Genomic DNA, 20,390 nt, shown 5'->3' on the forward strand with positions numbered 1-20,390 from the left:
ATTATAATTCAAGAAACTTATTTAGATACTTAATATTTAAAACATACAAGATCTTATTTTCCCCTTTTATCAACTTTAAAAATTAATCTTATTAGATGGTTTCAGAACTAATAAAAAAAATTTTAAATGCCGTCTTGTTATTGTCTTCATTCTTTGGATATCTCGAATGGGGCAATAATCAGCATTCCTTTATATTCCAGATTGAAGCTGAATTGTTTTTAAAAGCCAGAGATCATGCCGAAGGATTTACCCATCCATTAATACTGGTTCCCCTGTTGGGTCAACTGATTATTTTATATACACTCTTTCAAAAAAGACCAAGTAGAATCTTAAGTCTCATTGGGTTGACATGTTTGAGTATATTTCTACTCCTTCTTTTCTTTATTGGTCTTCTGACAACCAATTTTAAAATAATCATTTCTACCTTACCATTCATCATTACTAGTATCTTTGTCATTAAATATAATTGGAAGGCTAAATAATATATTTACAATATTTCAATTCTAAGTTGAAAGTACTTTTACTTACAATATTAAATTATACTTTGCAATCAAAGATCAATGAATAAAAAAATAGTATTGTTTTTAATTTGTGCAGCAGGAATAAATATGATTATAATTTCACTACAAGCACAATGTACGGATTGGAAACAACTGCAAGTTACAGATTCTATCTTTACCAATCCTTTTTTTGGAATTAGCACAACACCTGAAGCCGATAAATTGAACCGACCCTTTGAATATGTAGCCAGTGTATCAGGAGGTTTAAAAATTTATAATAATAACGATGCTGGAAATCCAACACTCCTTTCAACCATTCCAAAATCCAAATTAGGTAATTTGGATGTCATTAATTTATATCAGGATAGTATATGGTTGTATGTGTGCTTGGGGAATATTTGGGATACCACTGAAATGGCTGGACTTGCCATAATAGATGTTACTAATCCATCTTCTCCACAAATTATGGACTATTATATTTACCCAGGATTGACAGGAGGATCTGGGGCTGTAGCTATCCAGGGTCCTTACGCATATTTAGCTGCAAATCAAAATGGACTCATCATTTTGGATATTAGTAATAAAAATAAAATTCAATTCAAGAGTAAGTTAATACTAGATCAACATTTTCCTCATTCCAAAACAGGAAGTACATCACTTTATAATGCTCGTGGAATAGCACTTCAAGGTCATTTTGCATATGTATGTTTTGATAGAGGCGGCCTGAGAATTATAGACATTTCCGATGCTAATGCACCCATTCAAATCAATCAATATTGTTTCCCTGCTTTAATTGACAAAGCAACCGCATACAATAATATAGTGATACATAATCATTGGGCATTTGTAAGTATTGATTATTATGGAATGGAAATTTTAGATATAACAAATCCTAAGTCCATTGTTCAACTTGGTTGGTGGCATCCCAATTCCTGGACTGAGGCTACTAATGATTTTAACATGTGGTCTAATTCAGCAGGTCATGCAAATGAATTGGCTTTTGATCCTGATTGTAATATCATATATATTGCAGCTGGAAAATCCGATCTTGTAGCCATTGACGTTAGTGATCCTCAACATCCTCAAACATGCCAAACATATGGTACGCCTGATGACGATTACGGTACATGGGGATTAGACTTCTACAATCATAAAGTTCATATTGGATATATATGGTCTCCTGTTACACCACCCCATTCCAATTACACAGGATATAAAATATTACAAACAAATTGTAAAACAACAGATGTTAAAACACCAACCACGAACAACAAATGCGCCATTTCTCCAAATCCTACTACAGGATATATAAATGTCAATTTAGGTGAACAAAAATTAAAGACAATCACCATTTATAACCTCTATGGCACACGCCTACAAGAACATGTTAAAAATGAATTTTCTATTGCAAATCTGCCTGATGGAATGTATTATTTATATATTCAAATGATTCATTCAAGCTATGTCCAGAAGGTGTTAAAACAACAATAAATTTTAATACAAAACGTCAACCTTAGCATTCATTACATTTCATATATCAACACATTGTACCAAATAAAATGTTGTTTGATTCAAATAAATTATTGTAAGTTTGATTATTGTAATTATAGTGATCTAAAAGTTCTGGATTAGGAATGTTTTCTATTAATTACGTTAAACCAAAATATATCATGAAAAAGATCGTCTTGTTAAACATTGTTTTGGCTGCCTTCTTGATGTTACATTTACAAGCTCAAACCAATAGTGATTATACTGTACAAACAAGGGTTGTGGTTAATACATCTCCACCTTCCATTTCTATTCGATGGCCCAAAATAGCAACTGGAGTTACAGCTTACAATATTTATCGCAAGGAAAAAACAGATCAAAGTTGGGGTAACATTTTAGGATCCACCCTAGGAACCGATACGATATGGACAGACACTCAAGTAAAAATTGGCGAGAACTATGAATACAATATTCAGAAATTAAATGGGACCACTTTATTAGGAATAAGTTACTTGCTGAGTGGCATTGAAGTTCCTGTAGTTCATTCTCGCGGGAAAGCCTTAATTGTAGTAGAAGCAGGATTGGCTTCAGCAATACCTAACGAAATAAAAAGTTTAATGGCAGATATCAATGCCGATGGTTGGGAAGTGATTACAACTCAAGTATCCAAAACAGATTCCATTCAAAAAGTAAAACGCGAAATAAAAAGAATAGATCTTGAAGTTGGCGGAATAAATGCTTTAATACTATTAGGACATATTCCTGTTCCTTATTCTGGAAATTTTGGAAAAATAGAGCATTTTAGATTTCCACCTGATGGGCATGTAGAGCATAGCGGATGCTGGCCAGCAGATGTTTATTATGCAGTAGATTATGATCAATGGACAGATACTATAACAAATATTGATGCCACAAGAATCGAAAACAAAAATATTCCTGGTGATGGCAAATTGGATCAAACCAGAACGCCAGCAAAAGTTAATTATTTAATGGGGCGCATTGATCTTTCCAACCTTCCTGCCTTTCCTTTATCAGAAGTTGAATTGACAAAACAATATATAAAAAAAGCACATGACTTTAGATTTAAAATAACCAAGACAATAGAAAAAGGTGTTATCGATGATCGCTTTGCCGTCACTCAAGGAGCCTATGGTAGTCAGGCATGGCGAAATTTTGCGGCTATGTTCGGGCCACAACAAATCATTCAAGGGGATTTATTACAACATTGTGATGCACAAAATTTATTATTTGCATATGGTGCCGGTGGAGGAACATACACAGATTGTGGAAGAGTATGTTCTACAGATAGTTTTTTGCGTCACAAAGGAGCTATTTTCAATATGATATTTGGTAGTAATTTTGGTGATTGGGACAATAAAAATAATTTACTGAGAGCACCACTTGCAGCCAAAGAAAATGGTCTAACCAATGCTTGGAGCGGTCGTCCACACTGGCAAAATCATTCTATGGCTTTGGGCGAGCCGGTTGGATATAGTGCACAACTAACTCAAAACAACTTAAACACTTATACCTACAATGATGCAGCAAATGCCATACACATTGCACTAATGGGTGATCCTACACTTCGCCTTCATATGATAGCACCACCTTCAAACGTTACTGCCACCCCAATTTCAAATAATACTATGGTAACGTTGAATTGGTTACCTAGCATTGAACCAGGTATTTTGGGATATTATATTTACCATTCAGAATACCAATTTGGAACGTACTTACCGTTAAATATAAATCCACAATTAGCCCTAAATTTCACAGATAGCTTTCCAAACAATGGAAATAACTTTTACCAAGTTAAAGCAGTTAAATTGACTACATCTGCTAGTGGGAGTTATTTCAATACAAGTCATGGCGCTTCAATAAGTATTGGTAATATCATCGGTAATCCAGTGGATGTTGACCATGTTATTCAACATTATTTAGATATTGTTCCAAATCCTGCCACATCTGTTATCACAATGAGTACGAATTATAATATAAATGATTTAACAACTCATATTTATAATCAATTAGGACAATTAGTAATCTCTAAAAAACCTTATCTAAATCAATTAAATAATATCGATATCAATGTTAGTGACTTGAAAGCAGGTTTATATTTTCTTAAATATGGCCCTATGATTAAAACGTTTGTTAAACTTTAAAAAAAGATTTTCAGAATGATTAAGAAAAAAATAATTCTTATTGGTGCCTCTGGAATGATAGGTGGCCTTGTATTGAGAAAAGCACTTGAATCTGATTCCATTAGTGAAATAGTTTCACTAGTAAGAAAACCATTAGGAATATCGCATCACAAATTAAAAGAAATCATATTGCAGGATTTTACAAATTATTCTGATAAACAAGAACAACTTAAAGATTTTGATGCAGCTTATTTTTGTATCGGTGTGTATACCGGATCTGTACCAGACGATCAGTTTAAGATGATTACCGTAGATTATGCTAAAGCATTTATTGATGTTATAAAAGAACAAAGCCCCAATGCAAACTTTTGTTTTCTGAGTGGGGCTGGAGCTGACCTAAATGAAAAGAGTCGCCTTTCTTTTGCTCGTTATAAAGGCATGGCTGAAAATTATTTAATCCAAAAACAATTTAAACATTGGTATATTTTCAGACCAGCTTATATTTATCCTGTTGAAAAAAGACTTGAACCCAATTTTTCATATCGAATTATGCGAACACTATATCCAATAATAAAAAGTATTTACCCACAAGGCGCTATTACATCTGAAGTGTTAGGTGATGCCATGTTCAAAGCTGGAATTTATGGAAAAGATCAAATTATTTTAGAAAATCAAGATATTAAAACTTTGAATTTTGTAGAACAATAATAATTTAAATATGAGTCATTTATTTATGAAAAATAATTAATCAAAGAAAATATTTTATATTAATCGTCAACAATAATAAATAAACCATCATGAAAACTATTATTGCTAAATCAATTTTTAAATTCATTTCATTAGGCGCCATTATTATTATCTTTATTGCTTGTTCCAAAAATGAAGAAAATTCAAATGATATTGTTACCGACCAAGATGGAAATAAATATAACACCATCAAAATAGGAAACCAAATATGGATGTCGGAAAATTTAAAAACAACTACTTACCGCAATGGAGATGCCATACCAAATATCACAGATCCAACAGCATGGTATAATTTATCTACTGCAGCTTATTGCGATTATGATAACAACCCAGCAAATAGCGCAACATATGGTAAATTATACAACTGGCATGCGGTTCATTCAGGTCAATTATGTCCTACGGGATGGCATATTCCTTCTGAAGCAGAATGGAATATTTTAGAGGCATTCTTAGGAGAAGAAAGCCTAGCTGGTGGAAAATTAAAAGAAAAAAATTTTACTCATTGGCAAAGTCCAAATACTGCCGCAACAAATGAAACAGGCTTTACCGGTTTGCCCGGAGGCTTCCGTTCCAGCACAGGTGCATTTTTCAACCTTAGCTACAATGGCTATTGGTGGGGATCAGAAACAGGATCTGACATCAGTTATGCTCGATATCATTATCTGGATTTCAATATCGGATTTTTGTTAGAAAATGAAGACTATAAAGTAGATGGACTTTCGGTCCGATGTATAAAAGATTAATTTATAGATAAACAATGTAATAAAATGAAAATAATGATATCATGATCTATGCAATTGTTAATCGTTAATTATAAATGTTTTTCACTTACAAGTCAGTTACAAGTCCCGGAGGGACGATCAATTTTTTGCGACGGATAAAATCCGTCGTAGGTATAAAATGTAAATTGTTTTTGGCGGTATTTTTGCCTGATTTTGCAAAAATGATGACAAAAACAAACCGTTTTTATTGTAACCTGAATAGTTACATTTTTTCATTAGTTTTTAAATAATTTTAAAATTATAAACAATCCTAGGCAAATGCACAATACCAATAATAATTCAATAATTAAACACTTCATTTGTTTAATTGGATTATGTATCTTTCCACATTCGGTACCAATTTATGCACAGACTTGTGGTTGTACCATTCAAGAAGTTCAAAAAAATATAGTTTCATCTTGTAATTCAACGATTGGAAAAACCATAACTGTATCTACTGTTTCAGCAATAAGAAATGCTATCAATCAAGCCAATGCTACTGGCGGCAACATGACCATTCTCATTGAAGATGGATATTATCAAATCGCTTCAACAACATCCTATCCATACATTACTGGAAATAATATTGTCATTAGAAGTGTATCAGGAAAAAGAGATCAGGTTATATTGAGTGGTGGCGGAATGAAACCAACAAGTACAACTGAAAATGTATTGGGCATTGCAGGAAATCATATTACTATAGCGGATTTAACCATTCAAGATTGTGGTGATCATGGAATTCAAGTCAGTGGTCATCATTTATTGGTTCATAATGTACATTTTAAAAATACCTATGAACAAATGTTGAAGGGCGCAACTGATGCAAACTACATTGATTCTGCTATTGTGCAATGTTCCTTGTTTGAATATCCTAATGGGATTGGACCCAATTATTATACTGGAGGCTTAGACATTCACAAAGGAACAAATTGGATCGTACGAGATAATATGTTTAAAAATATTAAAAGTCCATCGGGTTCAGTTGCAGAACATGCGATTCATTTCTGGAATCAATCATCGGACAATCTGATCGAACGAAATTGGATTATAAATTGTGATCGGGGCATTGGATTTGGATTAGGTAATAGCCCAAGTCAAGGCGGACTTATTCGCAATAATATGATTTACAATGATGGCGGCGGAAATTTTTCAGATGTTGGCATTGGCTTAGAAAATTCCCCCAATACAAAAGTCTATAACAATACCATTTTCGTATCTTATCAAAATGCCATAGAATATCGATTTACAGGAACAACAAATGTTGACATCAAAAATAATTTAACCAATAAATCAATTCGAGCCAGAGATGGTGCCTCCGGAACTGTTTCAAATAACTTAAGTAACGCTCAAGCAAATTGGTTTGTCAATACTTCTCAAGGAGATTTGCATCTGGCTACCAGTCTTTCAAATGTGGTAGACCAGGGGATAGATCTAATGCCTTACATAACAGATGATATAGACCAAAACAAAAGACCACTTGGAACTGGGGTAGACATTGGAGCCGACGAATATATTGTTAAAACCAATCAAGAAGATTTGATTTTTTCACCAGTCGATGTACAAGTTATTCCCAATCCATCTCATTCCGGAATATTCAAATTAGTTTCAAGTAATAAGTTGAATAATGAATCTTATACATTAAGTATGTATTCTTTATTTGGCAATCTATTATTTGAAACGAATATCGTTTTAAATCAAAATTCGATTGAATTAAATCTGTCTACCTTTCCAAAAGCTTGCTATATACTAAAACTAGAAAATTACAATACCGTAATATCCCGTAAATTAATTATACAATAAAAAGTAGAATTTAATATGAGTTCCCATATTAATCATTAATATAAAAAATACAATGCAAATAAAAATTCCTTGCACTGTTCAAAAATATTGGAAACAAAAAGTTAGTAATAAAAACGAGAATTAAAAATAAAGAAAAAAATATAAGCTTCCAAAATAATATTTTAAACACTAATTAAGTTTGCTTTGGACAACATCTCCTGAAAATAATAAATAGTTAGACAATTTTTAAAATCATGAAAGACCTCTTTTCAAAACAATCTGATCAATATGCTAAATTCAGGCCAACTTATCCTGATGCTCTATTTGAATATTTAAATCAATTACCCATTCAAAAAAACAAGGCATGGGATTGTGGCACCGGAAATGGACAGATAGCAATATCATTAGCCTCCTCATTCAAAGAAGTCTATGCCACTGACATCAGTTTAAATCAACTGAATAATGCACCAGAATGTAAAAACATATATTACTCCCAACAAGCAGCAGAAAAAACCAATTTCGAACCAAACACCTTTGATTTAATTACGGTTGCTCAAGCCATCCACTGGTTTGATTTTGACAAATTTTATCAAGAAGTATTCAGAACAGCAAAACCCAATGCAATGATTGCAGTCATAGGTTATGGCGTGCTGAATATTTCTCCCGAAATTGACCAAATCATTTACGATTTTTATATAAATAGAATTGGTGAATATTGGGATGAAGAGCGAAAATTTATTGACCATCAATACCAAACAATACCCTTCCCTTTTGAAGAAAGGATTGCCCCCAAATTAAACATGTGCTTTGATTGGACACTCGATCAATTCATAGGATATCTAGAAACATGGTCCGCAGTAAAACATTATAAAAATTCAACTGGTGACAACCCACTTTCACTCATTCAAAATGAACTTGAAAAAACATGGGGTTTGGAACAATACAGAAAAGTTACTTTTCCATTATTTTTACGAGTAGGCCAAATCCATAAATAACCTAAGACAAATTGATTAAAATAGTTTCAATATGTTGTAAATTTGATTTTAACAATATCCTGGTCATTTCAAAAGGTTCTTAAGATCACTGTATTATAGCTTAGGATTTGTTAATATTAAAAAATAAGTTTTATTCATTTAACTTGTATGATTTATGATCAAAGATCTAACTGAACTTATTGAAGCTGGCATCATCTCTGATGAAACAGCCAACAAAATTCTCGAATTTTACCAGCATAAAAAAGACCAATCTAAAAACAAACTGAACATTGCTTTTGGAATACTAGGCGCGCTTCTGGTTGGGTTGGGTATCATTATGATTGTTGCACATAATTGGGATGATTTATCTCGTGGCGTCAAAACTTGTTTTGCCTTTATTCCATTGATCATTGGTCAAGGATTCTGTGGGTATGCGTTATTTAAAAAACCAGGCAATATAACCTGGCGCGAAGCATCTTCAACTTTTCTATTCTTTGCCATTGGTTCCAGCATTTCCCTAGTTGGTCAGATTTATAATATGCATGGCAATTTAAGTCTATTTCTTTTAACATGGATGGTGCTTGGCTTACCTATTATCTATGTTATGCGTTCATCTCTAGTTTCCCAATTATATCTGTGTGGCATTACCTATTATGCTGCTGAAACTTGCTACTGGTCTTATCCAAACCATGAATCCTATTTATATTGGTTGTTACTTATTGCAGCACTGCCACATTATTATTCCATTTCTAAAAACAATCCTGATAGCAACTTCACACATTACCATCATTGGTTGGTTCCCCTTTCACTCACCATAACTTTAGGAACTATTGCATATCAAACAGAAGAACTAATCTTTGTTGCCTACATGAGCCTTTATAGTTTGTTTTCAATCATTGGACATCTAGACTATTTCAAAAATCAAAAAATAAGAAATAACGGATATCTTATTCTTGGAGCCCTAGGCACCATTTCGATATTATTTGTTTTAAGTTATGATTGGTACTGGGAACAATTACGAACCAAGAATATATCCATACATCAAATTTTAGGCTCTGTAGAATTCATAGTCTCCTTAATTATATCAATCATTGCATTAGGTTTACTTTACATAGAAAAAAGAAATAAAACAATGCGTGATATCAATCCATTTGAAATCACATTCATTCTATTCATTCTTCTCTTTATACTAGGCTTCGTGTCTTATTTATCTGTATTGTTGATTAATATTTTGATCCTCATTATTGGAGTCATTACCATTAGAAACGGATCCAAAATGGGACACTTGGGAGTATTGAATTTTGGATTACTTATCATTATGGTATTAATCGGCTGCAAGTTTGTTGATTTAAATTTAGACTTTGTAACCAAAGGAATATTATTTATATTACTTGGTGTTGGATTTTTTATAACCAATTATTTAATGCTTAAAAAAAGAAAATCACATGAATCAAAATAAATGGATCACGCTAGGCTTCATACTCATGGTAGCAGTGCAATTAGTTGTTCCTGCGAGTATGATTTATAATGCCGAAGCCATCATTGCAAAAGGAACTGAATATAAATTCATAACGACACCCATTGATCCTACTGATCCTTTCCGGGGTAAATACATTACGCTCAGTTACCGTGAAAATAGATTCCAAATCTACAATCCAGAAGAATGGGCAGTCAATGAAATCATTTTTGTTACATTAACAACCGATGAAAACGGTTATGCAAAAATTAGTTCAGTATCTAAAGAGATGCCAATGGATCAGCAAGATTATGTAAAAGCTAAAGTGTCTAATGTTACTAAAATGGAAAATGAAGATAATTATTTGACGATATCTTATCCCTTCGATCGGTATTACATGGAAGAATCCAAAGCAAGCGATGCTGAAAGACTCTATCTGGAATCCTTACGGGATACCAACCTGATTACTTATGGATTGGTGAATATAAAAGCAGGTGAGGCTGTACTTAAAGATGTGATGATCGATGGCAAGTCTATCAAAGAAATAGTATTAAATAATCGGGATACATTGAATAAGTAAAACATTATGAAATTCAATATCAAGCAAGGAATATTCCAAGTATCAAGTTATGGAAGGCCATGTCCTCCTAATACTATCTATATATCTTCATGTAGAAATAAATGCAGCTTTGATTTCTAAAATTTTTATTTTTTTAAAATACAAGGTTAATCCATTACTAGATAAAATAAGAAATGGATTAACTTTTTATAATTTAAGTTTTTATTTTAGCTAAATTTACTTACCATGAAAACGATAAAAATTTTTGTACTTCAATTTATAAATTTAACATGTATTATTTCGCAAAATGTCTATATACCTCCTGCATTTAATTTTTCTGGAACAAAGGTAAGTTGGAATAAACGAGTAGCAGAAATCAGTAATTCCCTAGATGGTGAAATAATTTATGATAAAGATCAATTGTATCAAAGATTGTCTCATGTCATTTTTAATAATAAAATATATTATTTGCTAGACAATACAGGCTTTAAAGAACAAATAGGAAGCACTTTAGCATGTTTCGACTTAAATACTGGAGATAGTATTTGGCAGAAAAACTATAATACTTGGAATTACAATGCAGGATATAATTATAATTGGGATTTTAGAATTCAGATTCCATATTTAGAACTTTTTGGTGAAGCTAGCATTAAAGAAGGATCAGGAAGTTTTCCTAAAGGATATGTAAGCAGAAGGGTAATTGATGAATTTGGTAATGATATAGAGATATACACAAATAAAGATTTTCATGATCGCGTTTCTTTCCAGCAATCCATTCCTCCAATATATTTGGAAGGGCAAGACTTTGCTTTTTTTTACAGATCAGGAATTTCTAAAGATAGTAATTACAACTATGCTATTTGGCCTTATATTTGGAATGAAAACTTGCAATCAAGAATTCTGCCGGAATATGCAGTTAAGTTTTATGAGCCTACTTCCTATGATCCAGTATTAAGAGGTCCTGTTGCCGTTAATTCGTTAAAATATTTTTACTTTGTCCAATTTTATAATTATACTTTAAAAGAGTATACTCACTATATGTGGCATACCAATGGTTCTGGAAAATTCTTTGATTTGACTAATGTAAGCTCCATTTTAGGTGGTTTAAATAAACAAGATCCGATTCAAGGATATCAGAAATCTGGAAACTTAATGCGTTTAAAAACTTTAACAAGGTTAAAGGACTTTAAACAAGGAAATGCAGGGTATATTTATTTAGATTCAAATGGAAAGCTTGTAAAAGATCAGCGAGCAATGGTCTTTGATGGAAAACACGTGGGGCATATTGTTACTAATGATTTTGATCAGTTAAAGGAAAAATTGCATGTTATCAGATTTGTGGAAGAAAATAATATTTATTTTTATTTAGAAGATTCACTTGGAAATTTCAGAAAAACGGGTGAACTCATTAATCAGGGGGATTCTAAATTCGCATTTATTCCATTATTTGTAAAATCTTCTCCAAAAAATGATATTGTGCTAAGTTTTTATGTAGCCCTTGATTCTATATTTGCTGGCCAGAATTTTGTTTTGGGAGGTTGGGCATATATTTGTAAAATTAATGCAGAAGATTTACGTATTAAGACTCAGACTATTCATTTAGAACAGTTACATGCACAAATTAGACCTAATCCGTGTAATCAAGAAATTTTTATCGATATAAACGAGAATTTAACCAAAGGTTATTTAAACGTATATGATATTAATCATAAAATATATACATCTGTTATTTTGAAGGATAAAAACACTTACCAACTAAATACCATTGATTTTCCAAGTGGTGTTTATTTCATTGAAATTTATGATGAGCTAAGAAAAGAATATTGTGTAGAAAAATTCATTAAATTGTAAAGTATAAGATATTATTTTTTATAGCGTTCTATAACAAGTTTTTAACAATTTGGGAACCTCTGCAATTGAACTATTTAATATCTAAACTTTGTAAGTTGAATTTCGAAGTATTTTTTATGCTCAAGTTGGTCCTACTTGAAATGTTGTATTTGGGTAGTTTTTTATTTCATGTGGAATAAATTCCTAGAAAGGTTACAATTAAACTCAATTAACAATGAAAAAATGATGCTTGTTGCAACTCAATTTCTTTTGATTTGTTCAATTATATTTATTACTAATCCTCTAGCTTTACATCCAAACTTGTTTCTATTTGAATAGCAATAATTATAAAGTATAATAAATTTATCTTTCATAATTACATTTAATTTTATTTTGATTTTATTAAATCTTGAATGTCTCAAATAATTTATTTTTTATATGCATTTGAATCATAGTTGAATTCTTTGATATAACTATTCGTTTGGTTTTCTATGGAAGTTACTGCGTTAGGATGATTGACATCTTCAAATTTAAATAAATAATCGTAGGTGTTTTCGCCTACATTAGATTCATCACGTATATGTTCCTGTTGTTTAGTTGTAATTCTATGCATATTCTCATTGACCATCTCAAGCGTATAGTTTGATGCTTTATTACCCAATGTGTTCATTGGATCACCGGTCCAACTGCCGTGTGTTGTGGCTATGCGGTTAAAGTTATCTTGATTGTATTATTGGACATGGAGCATAATTGATATCATATAATACTTTAGTTTTAGGTCACTCTTTTTTAATGCCTGCAATATGCTTTAACACGAGGGTTTTTCATAAATCTTTTTTTTCAAATGTATACCCTCTGTATTCTCAAGCAAAATCTTGAACTAATTCGGGTACGAATAACATCAATTTTAAATTCATACAAAGAAATTCAAAAAGGCCAAAAATTTGGACAATTATCCCACCCATATAAATATAGCCACTGACCACCAATAAACATATTCGAGGAATTGCCCGTAAATGGATCAATTATTAATTTAAAACGAGTACTAGGAAAATCAGTATCTGGATAATAGGAATTATTTTCATATTCATTATGATAATTGAAATTTTTAAAAGCAAAATATAAAAATAGCTTTTTATGATTTTTAGAGTAAAGTAATTTAATATTTGGGCAATTTGGCACTTCATATTCTCTATTAATATTAATAATTTCATATTTATTTGAAGCCCATATTATATGTTTACTTTTATGCATAATTAAAACAACACTATCAAGTCTTTCCAAATGAAATCTAGTTTCATTTGGAATTTCACCTAAAATATACTTATTCCTCTTAGATTGAAAAAATAAAAATGGATCAAACATTAAATCTTTAATCAAAGTGTCGTTCCCCAATACTTCATTATGATGACTAAAATATAATTTCAATTGAAAAAGATCAGTTCCTATCTTTCCTTCAAAGGATTGAATAATTGGACTAGAACTTTTGCATGAAATATTAATTAAGTCTTTACACGAATAAACTGCAAATTTTTTTGAATCTGGAAATGAATCATTCAAATACTTATCAATAAAATCAGAGTATTTGATATAAGGATATTTGTTATAAAATTTTGGATTTTTTATATTTAATAATCCTGAACAATTAGCATTATCCAGTCCTATAATCTGAGAATTTAATTCTAAACTATAAAAACTAATAATTATTAAAATTATAAAACCAAAAAGTCTACTCTTATTTTCGCTTAGTAAAGTAATCACCATTTCCATTTGGATATTTTTTGAGCATTGATGCTTTATCTGATTTTGTTTCTCGAATTACATTTCGTTGACCCTCTCCTCTTGATTTTGCAATCTTAACTTCTAATGGTTGAACTACATTATGTTCGTTTTTATCCACTCCTTGCCCACCTAAAACCCCAATTCTGTCATCCATAGCATCCAATTTGTCAGCAAATTTTTTATCAAATCGTGATAGAAAGGCATGTCCAAATTCATGACCAAGTAAAGTTGTCGGAGAAACTTCGCCTTTTACATTTTTGTTTCCTAAATCTCCACCTACCATTATACCTAAATTTGGATTCCATCCTATTTGAGTTCCTTCAGGACTTGCTCCTGAAATTCCATCAGTATTGTAAATCTCAACATTTGGGTTATCTTTTCCTACAAATGAAAGAATAACATTCCCATTTGCATTTGGAGTTTTCAAAGTAGCCAATTTAGGATCAGAGGTTAATTCATTCATTGCTTGAAAAGACTTAGAAACAAAAGCACTCTTCTTCGCATCATAAGTCGCTCCTGGCGTCCAAATATGCTTGGTCCCTTCTTCATCAGTAACAATTACTTCTCTACCATCAGGATCTGTATAAAGAATAGGATTATTTAAAGTATAATTAAATGGAGACCATTCAGGGTATTTCTCTGTCATCGGATCGACCCCATACCATAGAGATATCCTTGGATCATAATATCTCGCACCAAAGTAATAAAGTCCAGTCTCTTCATCAACTTCCTTACCCGTGAACCTATACTTCGTAGAGTAGCCCCCAGCTTTCTGTTCAGCCATACCTTCTCCGAAAGGCAAATATAGGATAAATTGATAAGGATTTCCAGCTTCATCCGTTAAAAATGTGCTTGAACCTATATGGTCAGGATGAAAGAAATAAAGTACATTTGGACAATCGTTATTACCCTCACAATCGTCTTCCTCAGGATCAGTATCTTCAATGATTAATGTATCAAATCCAAATTCCGTTCTGACTAATTCTAGATCTTCTGCTTGTCTATCAGGAAGTCCAGCTTTTTCTGATCCCGACAACTCAAGACTATTATCCACACTACTATCTACTGAACCAACTAATTTACAGGCGATTCTTTCTGTACCTGAATAATAGTGATTCGTGACCATGTAATGAGATCCCATAACCATGTATCCACTTACATATTGTGAATAATTTCCAATAGTAGAAACGGTTTGGCTTAAGCCATTTAAATCCATTATGCCATATTGCCCTAATCCCTTCAATGTTCTTTCACCATTAGCATCATAAATGTAGTGTTGGAAGCTTCCGGCATTTGATATTTTTATTGCTTTGAGCATATTCGCTTCATCCCATAACATATTCTTGGTATCTCCATTATCGAATTCATGGAGTAATACATTTCCATTCGCATCATAATTAAATTCCTCGACCTCGCTGTTTGATTGGTTTTCTATGGAAGTTACTGCGTTAGGATGATTGACATCTTCATATTTGAATAAATTATCATAAGTGTTTTCACCTACATTAGATGCATCACGTATATGTTCCTGTTGTTTAGTTGTAATTCTATGCATATTTTCATAGGCCATTTCAAGCGTATAGTTTGATGCTTTATTTCCCAATGTGTTGCTTGGATCTCCAGTCCAACTGCCATGTGCTGTAGCTATGCGGTTAAAGTTATCATAAGTGTATTTATGATAATAAGTTCCACCCATTTCATTAATGATACCAGCTGAATTGTGAATTGAATCTACATTCCCAATCTTATCAAATGTGTAACTCAAATTGTACATATTGGTACCAGAGTGATCCTTGGAAACCAAATTGGAAAGTCTTCGCAATGTTGTGGAATAAGTATAAGTTTGTGATGTACTATTGCCATATTTACAAAATACTTTTTGTTCGAATTCATCGTAACCAATACTATCTATATAAACCTGAATTCCAGCTTTCATAAAGTTTAAATTACCACCTAAATCATACTTATAAAGCAAGGTGTCTTTATTAGGATAAATGAGAGTATCAATACGATTCCATGTATCATAATGGAATCGGTGAACATAGGTTTTATTATCCTGACCCGGAGCAATTATTGTTCTGATGTCTTTAACCACTTCGCCTTGAGAACCATATTCATATTTTCTTAATCCTGTAGCATCTTGTTCCAACATCAATCTACCTCTATTATTATCAATGCCTCCTGTTGTGGCAGGATAATATTCATATTTGACATTATTGATATTCGGTGTAGAATTTGCATAAACAGGATATGTGACCGATTTAATCCTACCTAAAGCATCTGATTTATAAATTATTTCATCACTATTAATGGCAAGATTTGGAGTCACCATAGTCATTAATTGACCTAGATTATCATATGTATAAGTATTTGTTCCAGCGTCAGGATGGATCCATTGCGTCCGCCTACCTGCAAGATCATACTCACTGGATGTGGTATTGCCATCTTCATCTAATACATTTAGAATTTGACCAACTGCATCAAACTCAAAAGTAGTAGTCTTACCATTATCTTTTTGTTTAACCACTTGTTTGTCTAAGTCAGTATAACTTTCTTTAACAATATTAGTACTCGCATTTTGTGGTATTGTAGTAACTGTATGTAGTGCTCCATCTGCAATGTCGTAAGAGATGGTAGAGACTGTATTATCCGCATCTTTCACAGTTAATGGGCGATCTACTTCATCAAACGTTGTCTCAGAAGTAACAGTAGCGCTTGGAGACGAATCAAAATCATAACTCATTGATGTAGCAAATTTGGGATGATATTGCTTTATTGCTCTTCCAAATTTATCTTTTGTTACTATACCTGATATACTTACTCCTTCATCAAAAGTACCATTGTCATACTTGATTATATCCTTCTTAATTTGAACAGGCTGGCCAAGTCCATTGACTATAGTTACTGTTTGTAAATCATTGGAAGGGTTTTGAACATCGTAATGATCCGTTTTTGCAAACGATTTACTACTCGTGTTTAATGTGTAAGAAAATTTCAATGAATATGTTGGATCCTTAGGTCCCTTGATTTGTAACACTCTACCTTTTGGATCATAGGTATAGGTCATTTCATTTCCTGTGATATCCTTTGATAAGGTTATTACGCCAAATTTTACAAATAATTAAGTACAACTCACAAGCAAGTATCTACGGTCGCTTCTCCCTCGATGTACGGCTGAGATGCTAATCCTCAATTAATGACTGTAGCAACTATTGAATTCGTTGTGGGGTTGAGACTATTGATGCCGCCTTTCTAACAAGATCAATAGCAGGGATGAGACAAATATTATTTGACCAACTTCCTACTCCTCCGCCAACACAATTATTCTATCATCTTTGCCAAATTGTAATTCCTTCGATTTAGCAGGGTTTAAAACAATGCCATAAGCATGTTGACTATCATGCGCCCATTCAGATTTTCTATAACCTATAGCAATTTGACCTTTCCGCTTAGCACTTTCCAGAACGGTGTAAAAATTAACTTGTTCGCCTGCCTTAATATACTCACTCATAGGCTTCAAATAGATTTCACTACCTGTTGCTGAAAATAAATCTTCAAAAACGCGCATTAAATATTTATTCTCAGAAATCTGCGCCATCAGTAGACTAATCAAATTATCACTAACGATAAAATCATCAGCCTTGGTAACTTCAGCTAATTCCCGATTTCTCAAACTCAACATTTCGCTTACGATCTTCATGTCTTTTCCGGTTTCTTCTGAAATTCGGCGTATGTGCAATAATGAAATTAAAGTATGAGCATCTGCATCTTCAAGTTCCATTTCATCTTTATAACTCAATAACTGGATACTATCAAAAGATGTTATATCCAACCCATCGATAACTGATCGGGACGTGGTATCATCGTGTTGAAATTCCAAGCTAATATTCTTTAGGTTTGCAGATATTCTATTTATGGTATCTTGGACATAATCATAATGTGATACTACTTTCATATATGAATTGGGACCCACATAATGATCCATTTCCTGAATAATGATGGCGGCACGCTCATTCCAACCCAATAATAAGATCCGTTCAGCTTGAATTTGTTTTGAATGAATATCAACTATTGCTAGATCATTGATTGCATAATTTGGATTTGTGGTTGTTGATATCGTATCATCATCTTCAGAAATGGCTATCAATTGATCTCCTTGTTGAATGACATAATCCATCGGCGGATTTATTTTAACCTGTTCATTTTTATATTGTAGGCCAATGACCAATGAATCTTCATAATTAAAAATAACTTCTCCAAAAGTTTTTCCAATTAAACTGTTCTCATGTTTAAAATAGATTTCATCTCCATTAAAATCCAATAATTCTGTAAGAACAATACTTAATCCACTTTGTCGGGAAGTTTGCACCATAATCCTTCCTATAATGTCATCGGTTAAAATTAATTCAACTTCATCTTTACCGACCATTCTTGCCACTTCCAGATTTTTTTTATCCTTTATTTCGGCGACAATGTGGTATGGCGTCGACCGTCGATCGGGACTATTGGTAAGTGCTAAAATGGTTTTAATAACCAAAGGGTCAGAATTACCACTATCCATAGCTAAAACAATGATAGCCTTTGATTCTAATGGATTTGAAATCGCTAAATCCGTCAAGTCATTTGGGATTCCTCTCCTACATATTATTTTTGTATTTTTAAAGTCATCCATTTTATTTCTGATCTCGTCTTCCATCTCGACCTTATCTTTATCTGCTAAAATGACAATACAAGCGTTTTTCTTATTTTCATTTGCAAGAATCAGTTCGGATAGTATTGGAAAAATTTTTGTGGACCATCCTAAAATAAGAATATGATTGGATTCGATAACAAAACTTTTTCCTTTCCGCAATTCATCCAACATACCTTCTATACCGCTAGACAAAACACCAATTAAAGTGGAAATAATAAAAATACCACCTAGCGTAACAATAAAGGCTACAATACGAAATCCCCAACCAGCATCTCCGCCCATAGTTCCAGAATCCAGTGTCCGCATTAAACTTTGCCAGACTCCTTCAATAAAATTCATAGGCTCAGATCCTTCTGGTGTAATTTGAAAAAGTGCCAACACGGCACCTGCTGTGACCACAACAACGCATGACAATATGGCCAATAATGCAATCATAGCTATTGGTCCCTTGCTCATTAATTGATCAAATTTGTAACGGATTCTTTGACTAAAAGAAATTGGTTTCATTTTAATTGTTAGTTTGTTTTATTTAATTTTGAATGAAAAAAATTTGACAACAACTTATTTTTTTATATCCCGATATGGTCTTTTATGGCACCTTCTATTTTTTGTTCCGTTATAATCAGATACCCATAAATAATTTTCAATATAATACTTTTATTAAAAATTCAATTACAATCTAATTCGAGTATACACCGTAGTATCGAGTAATAAAGTATCACCCAATATTGCCATTTTATATGTAACCAATCTATTCAAATCAACACGATCCAAGGTCAATTGATCTTGTTTCAGTTTCCAACTACCCTGCCACATCGTAGCTTCAGCATCAGGACCTTGTATATGCAATCTGCCATCTGTGAAAAAATCAAAAGTGATGTTGTTAGATTTTGTTGCCCATCCATAGGTACCTTCGATAGAATATAAAAAGAGTTTCAATTCAACTTCATTTAATTCAGGGTCCACTTTTACAATAATTGAAGTATCCATTTTGACATCTTCAGTGCTGACTTGCTTTGGCGAATTGCTTGTGCATGATACAGTGAAGTACACAAACGTAATTGAGATAAGCCTGATAATAAAATTCATTTTAACAATTATTTTGAATTGAATATTTAATTGAATTAATCTTGAATTTTACATTCTGTAAGCCCATTTTTTACCAATAGATTTGATTCTCTTATTTAAAGAAATTGAATTGTTTATTTAAGATAAGTAAATGGTCATTTTGAAATTTGTGTTTATTAATTTAATTTTTCATTTCTTCAACTGGTAAATACACAGGATCCAATATGGTGAATTCTTTCATAATAAAAAAGTCACTTCCTTTAGTGTTATTGTGCTCAAAAATAAGTTGATGCTTTTTTATTAGTTGTTTTAATTTAGAATTCCTTTCATGTTGATTTAAATGCAAATAAGCAGAATAACTATGATCCTTTGATCTATTAATAAGTCCGGAATAATCATTATAATATACAGCATTAAACAAAGTATCAGGACTATTCCACTTGATCTGCCAATAGAATTCCTGATTAGGTTCACCCGGAATGATTTTTTGTAAAGTCACCTGTTGCAAATCCAATTGTGCATAAACCAATTTAGATTTTGAACAATAACAACTACTTATAATTAAAGATCCGAGGGCTATAATAAATGCCCATTTATATACACTCAACATCT

General features: G+C 32.2%; 16 protein-coding genes. 10 read left to right on the forward strand and 6 right to left on the reverse strand.

Annotated elements, in window-relative coordinates; translation table 11 throughout:
* The first annotated feature begins 95 nt into the window (after positions 1–95).
* The 10 genes from IPK88_01420 (at position 96) to IPK88_01465 (ending at position 12,256) form a co-directional block, all read left to right on the forward strand.
* On the forward strand, positions 96–482 hold the full coding sequence (locus IPK88_01420) for a hypothetical protein (GenBank protein MBK8242058.1): 387 nt from the start codon (positions 96–98) through the stop codon (positions 480–482).
* A gap of 78 nt (positions 483–560) precedes the next feature.
* A complete protein-coding gene (locus IPK88_01425; GenBank protein ID MBK8242059.1) occupies positions 561–1,991 on the forward strand; it encodes a T9SS type A sorting domain-containing protein in 1,431 nt (476 codons plus the stop codon).
* A 179-nt stretch (positions 1,992–2,170) separates the two neighbouring features.
* Positions 2,171–4,150 (forward strand): T9SS type A sorting domain-containing protein, encoded by a 1,980-nt coding sequence (locus IPK88_01430; protein ID MBK8242060.1) that lies wholly within the window; start codon positions 2,171–2,173, stop codon positions 4,148–4,150.
* 15 nt (positions 4,151–4,165) lie between these two features.
* Positions 4,166–4,837, forward strand: a complete 672-nt coding sequence (locus IPK88_01435; GenBank protein MBK8242061.1) for an NAD(P)H-binding protein — start codon at positions 4,166–4,168, stop codon at positions 4,835–4,837.
* An 89-nt stretch (positions 4,838–4,926) separates the two neighbouring features.
* Positions 4,927–5,619 (forward strand): fibrobacter succinogenes major paralogous domain-containing protein, encoded by a 693-nt coding sequence (locus tag IPK88_01440; GenBank protein ID MBK8242062.1) that lies wholly within the window; start codon positions 4,927–4,929, stop codon positions 5,617–5,619.
* 297 nt (positions 5,620–5,916) lie between these two features.
* Positions 5,917–7,437 carry a right-handed parallel beta-helix repeat-containing protein gene (locus tag IPK88_01445; protein ID MBK8242063.1) on the forward strand — a complete coding sequence of 507 codons (1,521 nt, stop codon included), beginning with the start codon at positions 5,917–5,919 and terminating at the stop codon, positions 7,435–7,437.
* A 233-nt stretch (positions 7,438–7,670) separates the two neighbouring features.
* Positions 7,671–8,411, forward strand: a complete 741-nt coding sequence (locus IPK88_01450) for a class I SAM-dependent methyltransferase (protein ID MBK8242064.1) — start codon at positions 7,671–7,673, stop codon at positions 8,409–8,411.
* 154 nt (positions 8,412–8,565) lie between these two features.
* Entirely contained in the window at positions 8,566–9,849 is a 1,284-nt protein-coding gene (locus tag IPK88_01455; GenBank protein ID MBK8242065.1) for a DUF2157 domain-containing protein, read from the forward strand.
* Positions 9,836–10,426: a GDYXXLXY domain-containing protein gene (locus IPK88_01460; GenBank protein ID MBK8242066.1), complete on the forward strand. Its 591-nt coding sequence runs from the start codon at positions 9,836–9,838 to the stop codon at positions 10,424–10,426. Before IPK88_01455 ends, IPK88_01460 begins: the two co-directional genes overlap by 14 nt.
* A gap of 225 nt (positions 10,427–10,651) precedes the next feature.
* Positions 10,652–12,256 (forward strand): T9SS type A sorting domain-containing protein, encoded by a 1,605-nt coding sequence (locus IPK88_01465; GenBank protein ID MBK8242067.1) that lies wholly within the window; start codon positions 10,652–10,654, stop codon positions 12,254–12,256.
* 406 nt (positions 12,257–12,662) lie between these two features.
* Here the strand turns inward: IPK88_01465 and IPK88_01470 are convergent, their stop codons facing one another.
* The 6 genes from IPK88_01470 to IPK88_01495 all read right to left on the reverse strand — a co-directional run bounded on the left by IPK88_01470 (position 12,663) and on the right by IPK88_01495 (position 20,388).
* Positions 12,663–12,905: a hypothetical protein gene (locus IPK88_01470; GenBank protein ID MBK8242068.1), complete on the reverse strand. Its 243-nt coding sequence runs from the start codon at positions 12,903–12,905 to the stop codon at positions 12,663–12,665.
* A gap of 257 nt (positions 12,906–13,162) precedes the next feature.
* The gene (locus IPK88_01475; protein ID MBK8242069.1) at positions 13,163–14,005 is read right to left on the reverse strand and encodes a hypothetical protein; all 843 of its coding nucleotides are present in this window, start codon (positions 14,003–14,005) and stop codon (positions 13,163–13,165) included.
* Entirely contained in the window at positions 13,971–17,084 is a 3,114-nt protein-coding gene (locus IPK88_01480) for a hypothetical protein (protein ID MBK8242070.1), read from the reverse strand. The genes IPK88_01475 and IPK88_01480 overlap by 35 nt, the downstream gene beginning before the upstream one ends.
* 234 nt (positions 17,085–17,318) lie before the next feature.
* Complete coding sequence (locus IPK88_01485) at positions 17,319–19,217, reverse strand: potassium transporter TrkA (protein ID MBK8242071.1); 1,899 nt, start codon at positions 19,215–19,217, stop codon at positions 17,319–17,321.
* Between the two features lie 165 nt (positions 19,218–19,382).
* Positions 19,383–19,799 carry a hypothetical protein gene (locus IPK88_01490; protein MBK8242072.1) on the reverse strand — a complete coding sequence of 139 codons (417 nt, stop codon included), beginning with the start codon at positions 19,797–19,799 and terminating at the stop codon, positions 19,383–19,385.
* Positions 19,800–19,959: 160 nt separating this feature from the next.
* Complete coding sequence (locus IPK88_01495; GenBank protein ID MBK8242073.1) at positions 19,960–20,388, reverse strand: hypothetical protein; 429 nt, start codon at positions 20,386–20,388, stop codon at positions 19,960–19,962.
* Positions 20,389–20,390 lie beyond the last annotated feature (2 nt).

The sequence above is a fragment of the Candidatus Defluviibacterium haderslevense genome (assembly GCA_016712225.1).
Lineage (GTDB): Bacteria > Bacteroidota > Bacteroidia > Chitinophagales > Saprospiraceae > Vicinibacter > Vicinibacter haderslevensis.